Source organism: Solwaraspora sp. WMMA2101, assembly GCF_049179175.1.
GTDB lineage: Bacteria > Actinomycetota > Actinomycetes > Mycobacteriales > Micromonosporaceae > Micromonospora_E.
Map to the genome: position 1 here is coordinate 91,230 of NZ_JBMHMA010000006.1, position 13,532 is coordinate 104,761.

Sequence of the window (13,532 nt, forward strand, 5' to 3'; positions counted from 1 at the left end):
CGCTCAGGGCAACCTGCAGGGCGGATGACCCGGCTCGATAGGGTGCAGGCGTGCCGGAGCATCCCGAAAGTCCCCTCGCCGACGTACCCGCCGGACCCGTGCACGAACCGGCGGTGGGTGTCCCCGGACGGCCACCCAGCCGGCCGGTGGAGGCGGTGCTGTTCGACTTCCACGGCACCCTCGCCCAGGTCGAGGACGCCGTACGGTGGGTCACCCAGGGGGCCGCCAGCTGCGGCGTCGACCTCGACCGGGGGCGGGCCACCGTACTCGCCGACCGGCTGCTGACCGCCGGCCGCGCCGGCGGGCCGCTGCCGGCCCGGGTCCCACCGCAACTGGCCGAGGTCTGGGCCGAGCGGGACCTGTACCCGCACGCGCACCGGGCCGCCTACACCGGGCTGGCCGCCACCGTCGACAGCGGCGTCGACGGACTCGCCGAGGCGCTCTACGAGCGGTTGCTCGTCGCCGACGGCTGGCTGCCGTACGCCGACACCGCCGCCACCCTGCGGGCGCTGCACGCCGCCGGGGTACCGGTGGCCGTGGTGAGCAACATCGGCTTCGACATCCGGCCCCATTTCGCCGCCTGGGGACTCGCCGACCTCATCGACGCCTGGGCGCTCTCCTACGAGGTCGGCCGCTGCAAACCCGACCCGGCGATCTTCCACCGCGCCTGCGGGATGCTGCGGGCCGACCCGGAACGCACGCTGATGGTCGGTGACACCCCGGCCGACGCCGGAGCCGTCCGGGCCGGCTGCGCCGCGCTGGTGCTGCCGGCCGCCGAGGCCGGACGCGCCAACGGGCTAGCCGCGGTGCTGGACCTGGCCACCGGCGGACCGGCCGGCTGACCCCCGACGTGGCGGAAAGGAACCAGGTCATGGACCTGCCCCGCATCTTCACCATCCGCGAGAGCGGCCACCGGATCCACAACCCGCTGACGGCGGCCAAGTTGGCAACGCTGGGCGACGCGCTCCGCCTCACCCCCGGGACCCGGGTGCTCGACCTGGCCAGCGGCTCAGGCGAGATGTTGTGCACCTGGGCGCGCGATCACGGCATCACCGGCACCGGGGTGGACATCAGCACGGTCTTCACCGCACAGGCCCGCGCCCGGGCCGTCGAACTCGGCGTCACCGACCGGGTCGAGTTCGTGCACGGCGACGCCGCCGGCCACGTCGCGGACCACCCGGTCGATCTGGCCGCCTGCGTCGGCGCCACCTGGATCGGCGGCGGCGTCGCCGGAACGGCCGAGCTGCTCGGCCGCAGCCTGCGCCCGGCAGGCCTGATGCTGATCGGCGAGCCGTACTGGCGACGCACCCCGCCGGACGAGCAGACCGCGACGGACTGCCACGCAGGTGCCATCGCCGATTTCCGGCCACTGCCGGAGCTGCTCGAACAGTTCCAGGAACTCGGCTACGACGTCGTCGAGATGATGCTCGCCGACCAGGACAGCTGGGACCGGTACGCCGCCGCCCAGTGGCTCACCATGCGCCGCTGGCTCGACCGCAACCCGGACGACGACCTGGCCGACGACGTACGGCAGGAACTCGCCACCGAACCTGCCCGCTACGTGCGCGCCACCCGGGAGTACCTCGGCTGGGGTGTCTTCGCCCTGATGCGACGCTGATCGCGCCGATTAGGGTGGTCAGCACAGGAGCCGGGGGTCAGCGCAGGAGCCGGAGCGCGTCCGGTACGGCGGTGACGGTCAACGGCAGCGGCCCGAGCCGTTCCCCGTCGGCGTACCCGACCACCCCGGCCGCTTCGATGGTGATCTGCCTGGCCCGGAAGCTGCGGACCAGCGGATGCCCGACGTGGGTGCCCCGGTAGACCTGGGGCTTGATCCGGATCAGGGTGGCCCGCCCGACCGGACCGGCGACCACCACGTCGAGCAGCCCGTCGGCAGGATCCGCCGCCGGGCAGATCCGCATCCCGCCGCCGTAGCTGGCGCAGTTGCCGACCGCGACCAGCACCGCGTCGAGGTGGTGCGGTTCGCCGTCGAGGACGATGCGGTACCGGCGCGGCCGCAGCCTGGCCAGCTCGACCAGAATGGCCAGGTCGTAACGGCGTGGCCCCGACGGCCAGCGCATCCGGTTGGCGCGTTCGTTGACGATCGCGTCGAAGCCGGCGGCCAGCACCGCGCCGTACCAGCGGTCCGGCGCGCCGGCGACGTCGACCCGGGCCAGGTCGACCCCCTGGGTCCGGCCCGCTCGGATCGCGTCGGCGATGGCTGCGGCCGCCGCTGTCGGATCGGCCGGGAATCCGGTGGCCAGGGCGAAGTCGTTGCCGGCGCCGGCGGGCACCGGTCCCAGCGGGACGCCGGTGATGGCCAGGGCCTGCAGCGCGGCGTGCACCGTGCCGTCGCCGCCGACGGTGACCAGTGCCGACGCACCGGCGGCCACCGCCCGACGGCAGGCCGCCACGGCGTCGGCGGCGGTCGCCGCCGACAGCAGGCACACCGGCCGCCCGGTGGCGGTCAGCAGCTCCCGTACGGCCGGGAGCAGCCCGCCGTGGCGGCCGCGGCCGGCCGACGGATTGGCCAGCACCGCCACCGCACCGGGGGTCACCGGCGGACCGGGTCAGGTCCGGGGTTCACGTCATGTCGTCGTAGCGACGCTCGATCGGCAGCGGTTTCGGCACCGGCTGGGCCGGCACGATCGGCGCGACGGTCTCGGTGCGGTCGGCGACCGGCACCGGCTGCGGATCGTCGTCCAGCGGCGACGCCTCGTCGTCGTCGAGTCCGGCGTACACCTCCTTGCCCCGGCCACGACGCTTGTCGTTGATGAACGCCACCCCGACCGCGACGAAGTACAGGGCGGAAAGACACGCTGCCAACGCGGTCATCCCGAACGGGTCGGGTGTAGGGGTGACCAGGGCAGAGAACAGGAAGAAGACGAATACGGCGACCCGCCACCAACTCAGGAGACGCTTGGCACTCGCAATCCCCACAAAGTTGAGCATCAGGACAACGAGCGGAAACTCAAATGCCACACCAAAAAGCAAGATCAGGTTCGTGACAAATGTTATATACCTCGTCACCTCGAGGGTTGTATTAATATCATCTCCGGCGAAGTTCATCAGGAACTCGAGGCCCTTCTCGACCACGAAGAACGCAAGAACCGCACCGGCCGCAAACAGGGGAGCCGCAATAGCGGTAAAGATGTAGGCATACCGCCGCTCATTGCGATGTAGCCCGGGAGCGATGAATGCCCAGAGCTGGTACAGCCAGAACGGCGCCGCCACGATAAGGCCAACCCAAAGGGCTACCTTGAGGTTCAGCAGAAAGACGTCTGCCGGCCCCAGCTGGACGAACTTACACTGTCCGTCGGGCCCGATCGAGGTGGGCAGGTTGCAGTACGGCTGCTGCAACAATCCACGTACCGGTTCTGCCAACCAAAATCCGAGCGCGATACCAACCACGATGGCAATCGAAGCGCGGAACAGCCTGGAACGCAGCTCGCGAAAGTGCTCGATCAGGGTCATCGAGCCGTCGGAGGCGCGGTCGAAATTGCTCGGACCGCGCCGGCGCAGGGCGAAGCCCACGGGAGGAGGCCCTTCCGGTCAGTTGGCGTCGCGGACGCGCTGTGGCTGCTCGGCCATCGGTGCCGCAGGTGGCTGGTAGCCGGGCTGGTGCACGCTGGTCGGCTCGATGATCGGCTCGGCCTGGTACGGCGCGCGGCCGTGCTGGGCTTCGGCCTTCTCCGCGAGGTCCTTGTCGTCCTCGGCGAGGCTCTTGGTCTCGGCCTTGATGATCCGCAGGGATCGACCAAGCGACCGCGCCGCGTCCGGCAGCCGCTTGGCGCCGAAGAGCAGGATCAGCACGACCACGAGGACGGCGATGTGCCACGGCTTCAGGATGTGCATGGCAAGGCTCCAGTCGGTGCGTCGGTGGTGACGAACCCATCGTACGTGCGTTCGCTGGGTCCGCCACCTGCCAGACCGGGTCAATCTGGCCTGGTCGGTGAAGTCTCAACCACGATCAACTGGCCCGTCAACCACGCGGGCACCAGCTGAAGGCGTCGAACCTGACGGCATGACCGAACAGGCCAGCTCGGCGTGGTCTGGCGGTCAGCCGGTACGGTCCGCGCGGGCCATCGCGCGACGGCGCTCAGCGGACTCCAGGTGGCGTTGCAGCTGGTCGACCCGGGTCTGCAGCTGCTCGGCCCGCAGCGCCAACGCCTCGACTTCGCCCTGGCGATGCTGCAGCGCCAGCACCGCCCGGCGCAGCGTGGACAGCCGGTACAGCACCGGACGGACCGACAGGACGAGCAGCACCAGGGCACAGCCCAGTACGGCGAGGACGATCCAGGTCAGCACCTGAGCAGACTAGCCGGTACCGACCGGGGCCGCAGCCGACGTCTCCTGGCCCGGCACCGGGTCGGCCGCCGCCACCGGGGCCGCGTACGCCGCCAGCGCCTGCGCCGCGCAGGCGTGCACCTGGGCGACCAGCTCGGCCGGCGCGGTGACCGTCACGTCCGCGCCGAGGGAGAGCACGAACCGCCGGGCCCAGGCCAGGTCGGTCACCCGCAGGGTGACCAGCCAGTCGCCGGTGGGCTCGACCTCCACCCGGTCACACGGGTAGTACTCGGTGATCCAGCGCCCGCCGCGACCCACCCGCAGGGTGACCGCCGGCAGGTCCGCCGTGGGCTGGAACGCGGTCTCGCGCGGCTCGCCCCGGCCGGCCTGCGGCGGTACGGCGGCCGGCTCGTCGAGCTCGACGAGTGCGTCGATGCGGTCGGCGCGGAACAGCCGCACCGCGTCGGCGCGCCGGCACCACGCCTCCAGGTAGCCGCGCCCACCGATCATCAGCACCCGGATCGGGTCGACGGTGCGTTCGGTGGTCTCGTCGCGGGTCGCCGTGTAGTAGGTGATCCGGACCGCCCGGCCGCTCTGGGCCGCCGTCCGCAGCCGGTCCAGCCGCTCCGGGTCGCCGACCAGCCGTACCGCCACCGGGGCTCCGGCCAGCTCCCCCGCCGCGTCCTCGATCTTGGCCAACGCCCGTTCGACGGCGTCGCGACCGGCCAGGCCCGGCGTCTCGGCCAGCATCCGCAGCGCCACCACCAGCGCCAACGCCTCGTCGGGGGTGAGTCGCAGCGGCCGGTCGATGCCGGCGTCGTAGGTGATGGTCACCCGGTCACCGTCGAACGCCATGTCGATCAGGTCGCCGGGCCCGTAGCCGGGCAGCCCACACACCCAGAGCAGCTCGAGGTCCTCCCGCAACTGCCGGTCCGTGGTGCCCAGGTCCGCCGCCGCCTGGGCTATCTCCACGCCGGGTCGGGCGAGCAGGTACGGCACCAGGTTCAGCAGCCGGGCCAGCCGGTCGGCCGACGCCCGGGATCCGGTCGGTTTCGTCACCTCGGCACCTCCGCCCCGGCCGGCTCGTGCGCCGCGACGATCTCCTTGAGTCGTTGGACCACCAGGTCGCGTACCTCCGGTGGATCGAGGACCCGCACGTCGGCACCGTACCCGGCGAGGTGTCCGGCGAGCGCCTCCGGTTCGCCGTAGCGCAGGGTGAGCCGGTCGCCGTCGGGCCCGGTGACGCAGGTCTGCGCGGTGCGGCGCAGGCCGGCGGCCCGACCGGGCCGGGCCAGCACCGTGGCCACGCCGGTGCGCTCCACCGGGCCGGACCACCGGGCGACGTGGCTGATCAGGTCGATGTCGGTGGGCGGGGTGAAGCTGCCGGGAGCGCCGGTCGGGCGGACCGGGCCGACCACCCGGGACAACCGGAAGCAGCGGGTCGCCGCGCGGTCCTCGTCGTGGCCGACCACGTACCAGCGGCCCCGCCAGCAGACCACGCCCCAGGGCTGCAGCCGGCGGCGGGTCGGGGTGTCACCGCTGGGCACCCGGTAGTCGAAGCCGACCGGCCGGCGGTCGCGGGCCGCCGCCGTCAGGGCGGCGAACGCCGGATCGACGGTGACCACCGGCTCCACCCCGAGGGTGGCCTGCGGGTCGACGTCGATGCCGGCGGCGCGCAACTTGGCCAGCCCGGACGACGCGGCGGCGGCCAGGCCGGCGTGCTGCCACAGCCGGGCTGCGATACCGACGGCGGCCGCCTCCTCCGGCGCCAACGGAATCTCCGGCAGGGCGTACTCGCGGCGGGCGATCCGGTAGCCCGGCTCGCTGTCGAAGACGCTGGCGGTGCCGGTCTCCAGCGGTACGCCGAGATCGCGCAGCTCCGCCTTGTCGCGTTCGAACTTGCGCTGGAACGCCTCATGGTCGCGGGAGTCGGAGGGATCGTGCTCATAGCCGGGCACGGTCGCGGCGATCTGCGCGGCGGTCAGGAACCGTCGGGTCGACAGCAGGCAGATCACCAAATTGACCAGGCGTTCGGTCCGGTTGCGGGACACGGCACGACGCTAGCAGTGCCGACGCCACGCCGACCGCCCCACCCGGGGCGAACGGTACGCGCGTTGACTACCGTGCCGGGCATGGTGCGTTGGCGCAGTGGCACGGTGACCGGTATCCGACGACGGTGGCGGGGCGCGGTGGAACTCGACGTCACCGTCGACGGCACGACCGTACGGGCGTTGGCCTACCCGGAACTGGTCGGCGTGCCGGAGCCCGGCGACGCGGTGCTGCTCAACGTCGGCGCGCTGGCGATGGGCCTGGGCACCGGCGGTTACGCCCTGGTGGTGGCGGTGCCGCAGCGGCTGCCGGCCGACCCGCCCGGCGGCGACGACCGCTCCGGCGGGCACCTGGTCAAGGCACGCTACACCCCACTGCAGGCGATCGTCTGCAGCGTCGACGAGGAGGCCTCGCCGTACCGGCAGGTGCTGGCCGACGCCGACGACCTGGCCGGCATGCCGGTCGTCACCGCCGACCTGCACTCGGCTCTGCCGGCGATCGTCGCCGGCGCCCTCGCCGACTCACCGACGCTGCGGATCGCGTACGTGATGACCGACGGTGGTGCGCTCCCGGCCGGCTTCTCCCGCACCCTCGACGGGCTGGCCGGCACCCTGGCCGGCACGGTGACCGTCGGCCAGTGCTTCGGCGGTGACCTGGAGGCCACCACCACGCACAGCGGTCTGCTCGCCGCCCGCCACGTGCTGCACGCCGACATCGCCGTGGTCAGCCAGGGCCCCGGCAATCTCGGCACCGGCACCCGGTGGGGGTTCTCCGGCGTCGCGGTGGGTGAAGCGGTCAACGCGGTCGCCACCCTCGGCGGCCGGCCGGTCGGCGCGCTACGGATCTCCGACGCGGACCCCCGGGCACGTCACCACGGCGTGTCGCATCACAGCGTCACCGCGTACGGGCGGGTCGCGCTCGCCCCGGCGGACCTGGTGGTGCCGGCGGAGCTGCCGACGACGATCGCCGCCGAGGTGGCGGCGGCGCTGGCGCCGCTGACCGCGCCGACCGGTCGGCACCGGACGGTCCGGGTGCCGACCGCCGGCCTGACCGCCGCGCTGCGGGACAGCCCGGTGCCGTTGCGCACGATGGGCCGGGACCTGGCCGGCGACCACGCCTACTTCCTGGCCTGCGCCGCGGCCGGCCGGCACGCCGCCGCCCTGGCGGCGGCGTCAGGCCCGGCCGGCGACGCTGGCACCGAGGGCGACGGCGTCAGCTGACGATGATCAGGGTGGCCCAGGCCACCAGGATCAGCCCGAGCGCGGCGGCGAGCACCCAGGTCGGCACGGTGTACTCGCCACGGCGGTTACGGGCGATCTCCTCGACGACCTTCCGGCGTCGGCGCTCCAGCCAGGACTCGGTGGCCGGGAACGGGCTCCACGGCGGTGTGGCCGCCGGTGGCGGCGACGCGCCGGGGCCCGCCGGATCGGACGGCCCAGCGGGCGTCGACGGATCCGGCGGGGAACCGGGTCGGGTGGAGTCAGCCATGACCGGACGAGCCTACCGTCACATGCTCGCGATCAACCGTTCCACCCGCTCGTCGTAGGCACGGAACGGGTCCTTGCACAGCACCGTCCGCTGTGCCTGGTCGTTCAGCTTCAGGTGCACCCAGTCGACGGTGAAGTCGCGACGCTTCTCCTGGGCGTGGCGGATGAACTCCCCGCGCAACCGGGCCCGGGTGGTCTGCGGCGGTGTCTCCTTGGCCTCGAAGATCTCCAGGTTGGTGGCCACCCGGTCGACCTGGCCGCGCCGTTCCAGCAACGCGTACAGGCCCCGGCCACGCCGCAGGTCGTGGTAGGCGAGATCCATCTGGGCGATCCGGGGATGCGACAGCGGCAGGTCGTGCTTGCGCTGGTAACGCTCGATCAGCTTCAGCTTCGTGACCCAGTCGATCTCCCTCGCCACCGGGTCGAGGTCCCCGGTCTCCACGGCCCGCAGCACCCGGCCCCACAGTTCGACCACCCGCTTGGCGGTCTGGTCGCCGCCGCGACGCTCGACGAACTCCGTTGCCCGGGCCAGGTACTCCTGCTGGATCTCCAGGGCGCTGACCTCCTTGTTGGAGGCGAGACGGATCTTGCGGCGGCCGGTGATGTCGTGGGAGACCTCGCGGATCGCCCGGATCGGGTTCTCCAGCGACAGGTCCCGCATCACCACGCCCGCCTCGATCATCCGCAGCACGATGTCCGCGCTGCCGACCTTGAGCAGGGTGGTGACCTCGTTCATGTTGGAGTCACCGACGATGACGTGCAGCCGGCGGTAACGTTCGGCGTCGGCGTGCGGCTCGTCACGGGTGTTGATGATCGGCCGGGAACGGGTCGTCGCCGACGAGACCCCTTCCCAGATGTGCTCGGCCCGCTGCGACAGGCAGTACACCGCACCCCGGGGCGTCTGCAGCACCTTGCCGGCACCGCAGATCAACTGCCGGGTGACCAGGAACGGGATCAGCACGTCGGCCAGCCGGCCGAACTCGCCGTGCCGGGAGACCAGGTAGTTCTCGTGGCAGCCGTAGGAGTTGCCGGCCGAGTCGGTGTTGTTCTTGAACAGGTAGATCTCGCCGGCGATGCCCTCGTCGTGCAGCCGCTTCTCGGCGTCGACCAGCAGGCCTTCCAGGATCCGCTCGCCGGCGCGGTCGTGCGCGACCAGATCGGTCACCGAGTCGCACTCCGGGGTCGCGTACTCCGGATGCGAACCGACGTCGAGGTAGAGCCGGGCGCCGTTACGGAGGAAGACGTTGCTGGACCGCCCCCAGGAGACCACCCGGCGGAACAGGTAACGCGCCACCTCGTCCGGCGACAGCCGTCGCTGGCCGCGGTAGGTGCAGGTGACACCGTACTCGGTTTCGAGCCCGAAGATTCGCCGTTCCATGAGCAGACACTAGCCGCCCGGGACGGTCCATGGTCAGTCTCGGATGACCTGTCGGGCGATGTTCGCGGGCCCGCGGCCGCAGATGCCGCCCGAGAGGTCCGATCTGCGTAGAGTCACTGCGGCGATGCGTACGGTGAATCTTCGGTGTTCAAGCGGGTGACGAACTCCTGACACCGCGCGTAGTCCGGCAGCAGTCCGTCGGCGCGGGCCTGCGCCAGGGTCGGCGCCGCCGCGTCCCTGGCGGACAGCTGCGGCGACCCGGTCGGCCAGTCGATGGCCAGGTCCGGGTCGAGCGGGTGCACCGCGTGCTCGGCCTGCGGGTTGTACGTCGTCGAGCAGAGGTAATTCAGGGTGGCGTCGTCGGTCATGGCGCAGAACCCGTGCCCGAGCCCCTCGCTGAGGTACACCGCCCGGCGGTCCACGTCGTCGAGCCGTACCGCCGTCCACCGGCCGAAAGTCGGCGATCCGACCCGCAGGTCCACGATGACGTCGACCACCGCACCCCGCACGCAGGTCACGTACTTGGCCTGGCCGGGCGGCACGTCGGCGAAGTGGATGCCACGCACCACGTCGCGTGCGGACACCGACAGATTGCCCTGGGCGAGCCGCAGCGGATGGCCGACCGCCTCGGCCAGGTGTTCGAAGCGGTACCACTCCATGAACAGTCCACGCGGGTCGCCGTGCTGCGCGGTGGTGACCTCCCACGCGCCCGGGACCTCCAGTTCGCGGAGCTTCATCGGTCCTCCTCGCCGGTATCGGCCCCGGTGAGCCGACGGTCGTACCGCTCATCGAGCAGGCTCAGCAGGTAGTCGCCGTACCCGCTCTTGGTCAGCGGCTCGGCCAGCGTCCGTAGCTGGCCGTCATCGATCAACCCGGCCCGCCAGGCGACCTCCTCGACGCAGCCGATCTTCATGCCCTGGCGCTCCTCGATGACCCGGACGAACTCCGCCGCCTGCATCATCGAGGCGAAGGTGCCGGTGTCCAACCAGGCGGTGCCCCGGTCCAGGACGGTGACCGAGAGCTGCCCGGCCCGGCGGTAGGCCTCGTTGACGGCGGTGATCTCCAACTCGCCCCGGGCGCTCGGGGCCAACCCCGCGGCGATCTCCACGACCCGGTTGTCGTAGAAGTACAGCCCCGGTACCGCGTACCGCGACCGGGGCCGCTGCGGTTTCTCCTCGATCGACAGCACCCGGCCGGCGGCGTCGAAGTCGACCACCCCGTACGCCTGCGGATTCGCCACCGGGTAGGCGAAGATCAGCCCACCGACGAGGCCGCCGTGGTCGGACAGCTGCCGCCCCAGGCCGACACCGTGGAAGATGTTGTCGCCGAGAATCAACGCCACCGCCTCGTCAGCGATGAAGTCCGCACCCAGGACGAACGCCTGCGCGATGCCTTCGGGCCGGGGCTGGGACCGGTAGGCCAACCGTAGCCCGAACTGTGACCCGTCACCGAGCAACCGCTGAAACTGCGGCTGGTCGTCCGGGGTGGTGACGACCAGAATCTCCTTGACGCCGGACGTGATCAAGGTGGAGAGGGGATAGTAGATCATTGGCTTGTCGAAGACCGGCATGAGCTGCTTCGACACCGCACGGGTAATAGGCCACAACCGCGATCCGGTGCCACCGGCGAGTAGGATTCCACGCACGGCCGGGAGCCTACCGGGCGGGCGTCTACGGGCGGGCGTCGACGGGTCATGATCGGGGGCACCAGTGGGGATCGGCACCTTCGTCCGACACCGGCTGGGCCGGTTGGAGATACCGGCCGCCGAACTGTACCGCCGCTTCTTCATCGACCTCGACCACCTGGGCGGCCGCGTCGCGGCGCTGCACCCGGCGAAACGGATCCTGGAGGTCGGTTGCGGCGACGGGGCGCTGGCCCAGCGGCTCACCACGGTCTTCCCCACCGCCGAATACCTCGGCATCGACCCGGCGGCGACCGCCGGTCGGCTCTACCGCGGCGATCCCGCCCGCGCCGAGTTCCGCCGCCAGGACATCGCCATGCTGGCGGCCGGGCAGCCCGACCCGTTCGACCTGGTCGTCATCGTCGACGTGCTGCACCACATCCCGGCCACCGCCCGCCCAGCGGTGCTGCGGCACGCCGCCGCGCTGACCGCCGCCGGCGGACTCCTGCTGGTCAAGGAGTGGGCCCGGGACCGGCCGGTCGCGGGCCGGCTGGCCTACTGGGCCGACCGCTACGTCACCGGCGACCGCGACGTCGAGTTCATGACCGAGGCGCAGCTGGCAACGCTGCTGGGCGGGACTTTGCCGGAATTCACCCGGACCACCCTGGCGCCGATTCCGCCGTGGCGGGAGAACGTTCTGGTCGCGTTGGAGCGGACTACCGACAGTGCGGGCCCGGGTCGCGGTGCGGTCGCGTAGACTTCGTGACCCGTGAGGATCCTCGTCACCGGCGGTGCCGGCTTCATCGGTTCCGAATTCGTCCGTATGCTGCTCACCGACCCGGAAACGGCGGGGGTGGCCCCCAGCGGCGTCACAGTGCTGGACAAGTTGACCTACTCCGGCAATCTCGCCAACCTCGACCCGGTCCGTGACGACCCGCGGCTGCGGTTCGTCCAGGCCGACATCTGCGACGCCGCCGCAGTCGACCGGGCCCTGCCAGACCATGACATGGTGGTGCACTTCGCGGCGGAGTCGCACGTCGACCGCTCGATCTCCGGGGCGGCCGAGTTCGTCACCACCAACGTGCTCGGCACCCAGACACTGCTCGACGCGGCGATGCGTCACGGTGTCGGCCGGTTCGTCCACGTCTCCACCGACGAGGTGTACGGGTCGATCGAGGACGGGTCGTGGACGGAGGACTGGCCGCTGTCGCCGAACTCGCCGTACTCGGCCTCCAAGGCCGGCTCCGACCTGCTGGCCCTGGCCTACCACCGCACCCACGGGATGGACGTGGTGGTGACCCGCTGTTCCAACAACTACGGGCCCTACCAGTTCCCGGAGAAGGTCATCCCGCTGTTCGTCACCAACCTGCTCGACGGTGGCACGGTGCCGCTGTACGGCGACGGCGGCAACATCCGGGACTGGCTGCACGTCCGCGACCACTGTGTGGGCATCGCACTGGTGGCGGCGGGCGGGCGGGCCGGCGAGGTCTACCACATCGGCGGTGGCACCGAGTTGACCAACAAGGAGCTGACCGGACGGCTGCTCGACGCCTGCGGGGTCGGCTGGGACCGAGTGGTTCCGGTCACCGACCGCAAGGGCCACGACCGTCGCTACTCGCTCGACATCGGCAAGATCTCCCGCGAACTCGGCTACACGCCGAGCGTCACCCTCGACGAAGGGCTGGCCGACACGGTCCGCTGGTACCGGGAGAACCGTGCCTGGTGGGAGCCGCTCAAGAAGCCCGTGGCGAAGTGAGCGCGCCGGACCGATGGCTGGTCACCGGGGCTGGCGGGATGCTCGGCCTCGACCTGCTCGCCGTCCTCGCCGACCAGCCCGACCCGGTGGCGGTGACCGCCTGCACCCGCGCCGAACTGGACATCACCGACCCGGCCGCCGTCGCGGCGGCCGTCGACGGACACCGGGTGGTCATCAACGCCGCCGCCTGGACCGATGTGGACGGCGCGGAGACCGCCGAGCCGGCGGCCACCGCCGTCAACGGCACCGGGGTCGCCCATCTGGCGCAGGCCTGCGCCGAGCGGGGCACCGTCCTGGTCCACGTCTCGACCGACTACGTGTTCGCCGGTGACGGGCGGTCGCCGTACCCGGAGGACGCCCCGACCACGCCGGTCAACGCGTACGGACGCAGCAAGCTCGTCGGCGAGCAGGCGGTCACCCGGCTCCTGCCGGATACCGGCTACGTCGTACGCACCGCCTGGCTCTACGGTGCCCACGGCCCGAACTTCGTCGCCACGATGCTGCGGCTGGCCGGCCAGCGCGACCACCTCGACGTGGTCGACGACCAGCACGGCCAGCCGACCTGGTCGTACGCGCTCGCCGAACGGCTGGTCGCGCTGGCCCGGGTGGCGCGGGCCGGAGCCGCGCCAGCCGGGATCTACCACGGTACGGCCAGCGGCCAGACCACCTGGTGCGGCCTGGCCCGGGAAGCGTTCGCGCTGCGTGGACTCGACCCGGACCGGATCCGCCCCACCGACAGCGGTCAGTTCCGTCGACCCGCCGCCCGACCGGCGTACTCGGTCCTCGGACATCAGCGTTGGGCGCTCGCCGGACTCCCCGCCATGGCAGACTGGCGGAGCATGCTCTCCGCTGCGCTGCGTGACCCCCGGTTCGTCGGCTGACGGCCAGGCTGTCGGCTGATTCGCCCGGCCCGGCCCGCCGCCGCGGGTCGTGTTCCCCGCCCCGCGATCCCCACCC

At 71.9% G+C, this 13,532-nt stretch carries 16 protein-coding genes; 6 read left to right on the forward strand and 10 right to left on the reverse strand.

Going from position 1 to position 13,532, the window contains the following annotated elements; all coding sequences use genetic code 11:
* Window positions 1-98 precede the first annotated feature (98 nt).
* Complete coding sequence (locus tag ACN28F_RS00950) at window positions 99-842, forward strand: HAD family hydrolase (protein ID WP_353850577.1); 744 nt, start codon at window positions 99-101, stop codon at window positions 840-842.
* A 29-nt stretch (window positions 843-871) separates the two neighbouring features.
* Window positions 872-1,618: an SAM-dependent methyltransferase gene (locus tag ACN28F_RS00955; protein ID WP_289206264.1), complete on the forward strand. Its 747-nt coding sequence runs from the start codon at window positions 872-874 to the stop codon at window positions 1,616-1,618.
* 37 nt (window positions 1,619-1,655) lie between these two features.
* Here the strand turns inward: ACN28F_RS00955 and ACN28F_RS00960 are convergent, their stop codons facing one another.
* The 6 genes from ACN28F_RS00960 to ACN28F_RS00985 all read right to left on the reverse strand — a co-directional run bounded on the left by ACN28F_RS00960 (window position 1,656) and on the right by ACN28F_RS00985 (window position 6,335).
* Entirely contained in the window at window positions 1,656-2,555 is a 900-nt protein-coding gene (locus ACN28F_RS00960) for a diacylglycerol kinase family protein (protein WP_421356823.1), read from the reverse strand.
* A gap of 25 nt (window positions 2,556-2,580) precedes the next feature.
* Entirely contained in the window at window positions 2,581-3,531 is a 951-nt protein-coding gene (gene tatC / locus ACN28F_RS00965) for a twin-arginine translocase subunit TatC (protein ID WP_289206266.1), read from the reverse strand.
* Between the two features lie 18 nt (window positions 3,532-3,549).
* Window positions 3,550-3,852, reverse strand: coding sequence for a Sec-independent protein translocase subunit TatA (gene tatA, locus ACN28F_RS00970; protein ID WP_289206267.1), 303 nt, complete (start codon window positions 3,850-3,852; stop codon window positions 3,550-3,552).
* A gap of 204 nt (window positions 3,853-4,056) precedes the next feature.
* A complete protein-coding gene (locus tag ACN28F_RS00975) occupies window positions 4,057-4,305 on the reverse strand; it encodes a hypothetical protein (RefSeq protein WP_289206268.1) in 249 nt (82 codons plus the stop codon).
* Window positions 4,306-4,314: 9 nt separating this feature from the next.
* A complete protein-coding gene (locus tag ACN28F_RS00980; protein ID WP_421356824.1) occupies window positions 4,315-5,343 on the reverse strand; it encodes a helix-turn-helix transcriptional regulator in 1,029 nt (342 codons plus the stop codon).
* Window positions 5,340-6,335 (reverse strand): helix-turn-helix transcriptional regulator, encoded by a 996-nt coding sequence (locus tag ACN28F_RS00985; RefSeq protein WP_421356825.1) that lies wholly within the window; start codon window positions 6,333-6,335, stop codon window positions 5,340-5,342. The genes ACN28F_RS00980 and ACN28F_RS00985 overlap by 4 nt, the downstream gene beginning before the upstream one ends.
* 81 nt (window positions 6,336-6,416) lie before the next feature.
* Between ACN28F_RS00985 and ACN28F_RS00990 the strand changes: the two genes are divergently transcribed.
* Window positions 6,417-7,553 carry a DUF3866 family protein gene (locus ACN28F_RS00990; protein ID WP_421356826.1) on the forward strand — a complete coding sequence of 379 codons (1,137 nt, stop codon included), beginning with the start codon at window positions 6,417-6,419 and terminating at the stop codon, window positions 7,551-7,553.
* Here ACN28F_RS00990 and ACN28F_RS00995 read toward each other — a convergent pair.
* From ACN28F_RS00995 to rfbA, 4 genes are all read right to left on the reverse strand, one after another.
* Window positions 7,546-7,821, reverse strand: a complete 276-nt coding sequence (locus ACN28F_RS00995; protein WP_289211149.1) for a hypothetical protein — start codon at window positions 7,819-7,821, stop codon at window positions 7,546-7,548. The two genes, ACN28F_RS00990 and ACN28F_RS00995, sit on opposite strands and share 8 nt — an antisense overlap.
* A gap of 18 nt (window positions 7,822-7,839) precedes the next feature.
* Window positions 7,840-9,198, reverse strand: coding sequence for a Pup--protein ligase (gene pafA / locus ACN28F_RS01000; RefSeq protein ID WP_282227403.1), 1,359 nt, complete (start codon window positions 9,196-9,198; stop codon window positions 7,840-7,842).
* 113 nt (window positions 9,199-9,311) lie between these two features.
* Window positions 9,312-9,935, reverse strand: a complete 624-nt coding sequence (locus ACN28F_RS01005) for a dTDP-4-dehydrorhamnose 3,5-epimerase family protein (RefSeq protein WP_289206272.1) — start codon at window positions 9,933-9,935, stop codon at window positions 9,312-9,314.
* Window positions 9,932-10,843, reverse strand: a complete 912-nt coding sequence (gene rfbA / locus ACN28F_RS01010; RefSeq protein ID WP_289206273.1) for a glucose-1-phosphate thymidylyltransferase RfbA — start codon at window positions 10,841-10,843, stop codon at window positions 9,932-9,934. Before rfbA ends, ACN28F_RS01005 begins: the two co-directional genes overlap by 4 nt.
* Window positions 10,844-10,907: 64 nt before the next feature.
* Between rfbA and ACN28F_RS01015 the strand changes: the two genes are divergently transcribed.
* The 3 genes from ACN28F_RS01015 to rfbD are packed head-to-tail and all read left to right on the forward strand — an operon-like array spanning window position 10,908 to window position 13,456.
* The gene (locus ACN28F_RS01015) at window positions 10,908-11,576 is read left to right on the forward strand and encodes a class I SAM-dependent methyltransferase (RefSeq protein WP_289206274.1); all 669 of its coding nucleotides are present in this window, start codon (window positions 10,908-10,910) and stop codon (window positions 11,574-11,576) included.
* 12 nt (window positions 11,577-11,588) lie between these two features.
* Entirely contained in the window at window positions 11,589-12,575 is a 987-nt protein-coding gene (gene rfbB, locus ACN28F_RS01020) for a dTDP-glucose 4,6-dehydratase (protein WP_289206275.1), read from the forward strand.
* Window positions 12,572-13,456, forward strand: a complete 885-nt coding sequence (gene rfbD, locus ACN28F_RS01025; protein WP_289206276.1) for a dTDP-4-dehydrorhamnose reductase — start codon at window positions 12,572-12,574, stop codon at window positions 13,454-13,456. Before rfbB ends, rfbD begins: the two co-directional genes overlap by 4 nt.
* The last annotated feature ends 76 nt before the right edge of the window (window positions 13,457-13,532 follow it).

Bases quoted from the DNA above. Each gene is read 5' to 3' on its own strand.
- ACN28F_RS00955 (WP_289206264.1), top strand. From the start codon at position 872: ATGGACCTGCCCCGCATCTTCACCATCCGCGAGAGCGGCCACCGGATC.
- tatA (WP_289206267.1), bottom strand. From the start codon at position 3,852: ATGCACATCCTGAAGCCGTGGCACATCGCCGTCCTCGTGGTCGTGCTG.
- ACN28F_RS00990 (WP_421356826.1), top strand. From the start codon at position 6,417: ATGGTGCGTTGGCGCAGTGGCACGGTGACCGGTATCCGACGACGGTGG.
- ACN28F_RS00995 (WP_289211149.1), bottom strand. From the start codon at position 7,821: ATGGCTGACTCCACCCGACCCGGTTCCCCGCCGGATCCGTCGACGCCC.
- pafA (WP_282227403.1), bottom strand. From the start codon at position 9,198: ATGGAACGGCGAATCTTCGGGCTCGAAACCGAGTACGGTGTCACCTGC.
- ACN28F_RS01005 (WP_289206272.1), bottom strand. From the start codon at position 9,935: ATGAAGCTCCGCGAACTGGAGGTCCCGGGCGCGTGGGAGGTCACCACC.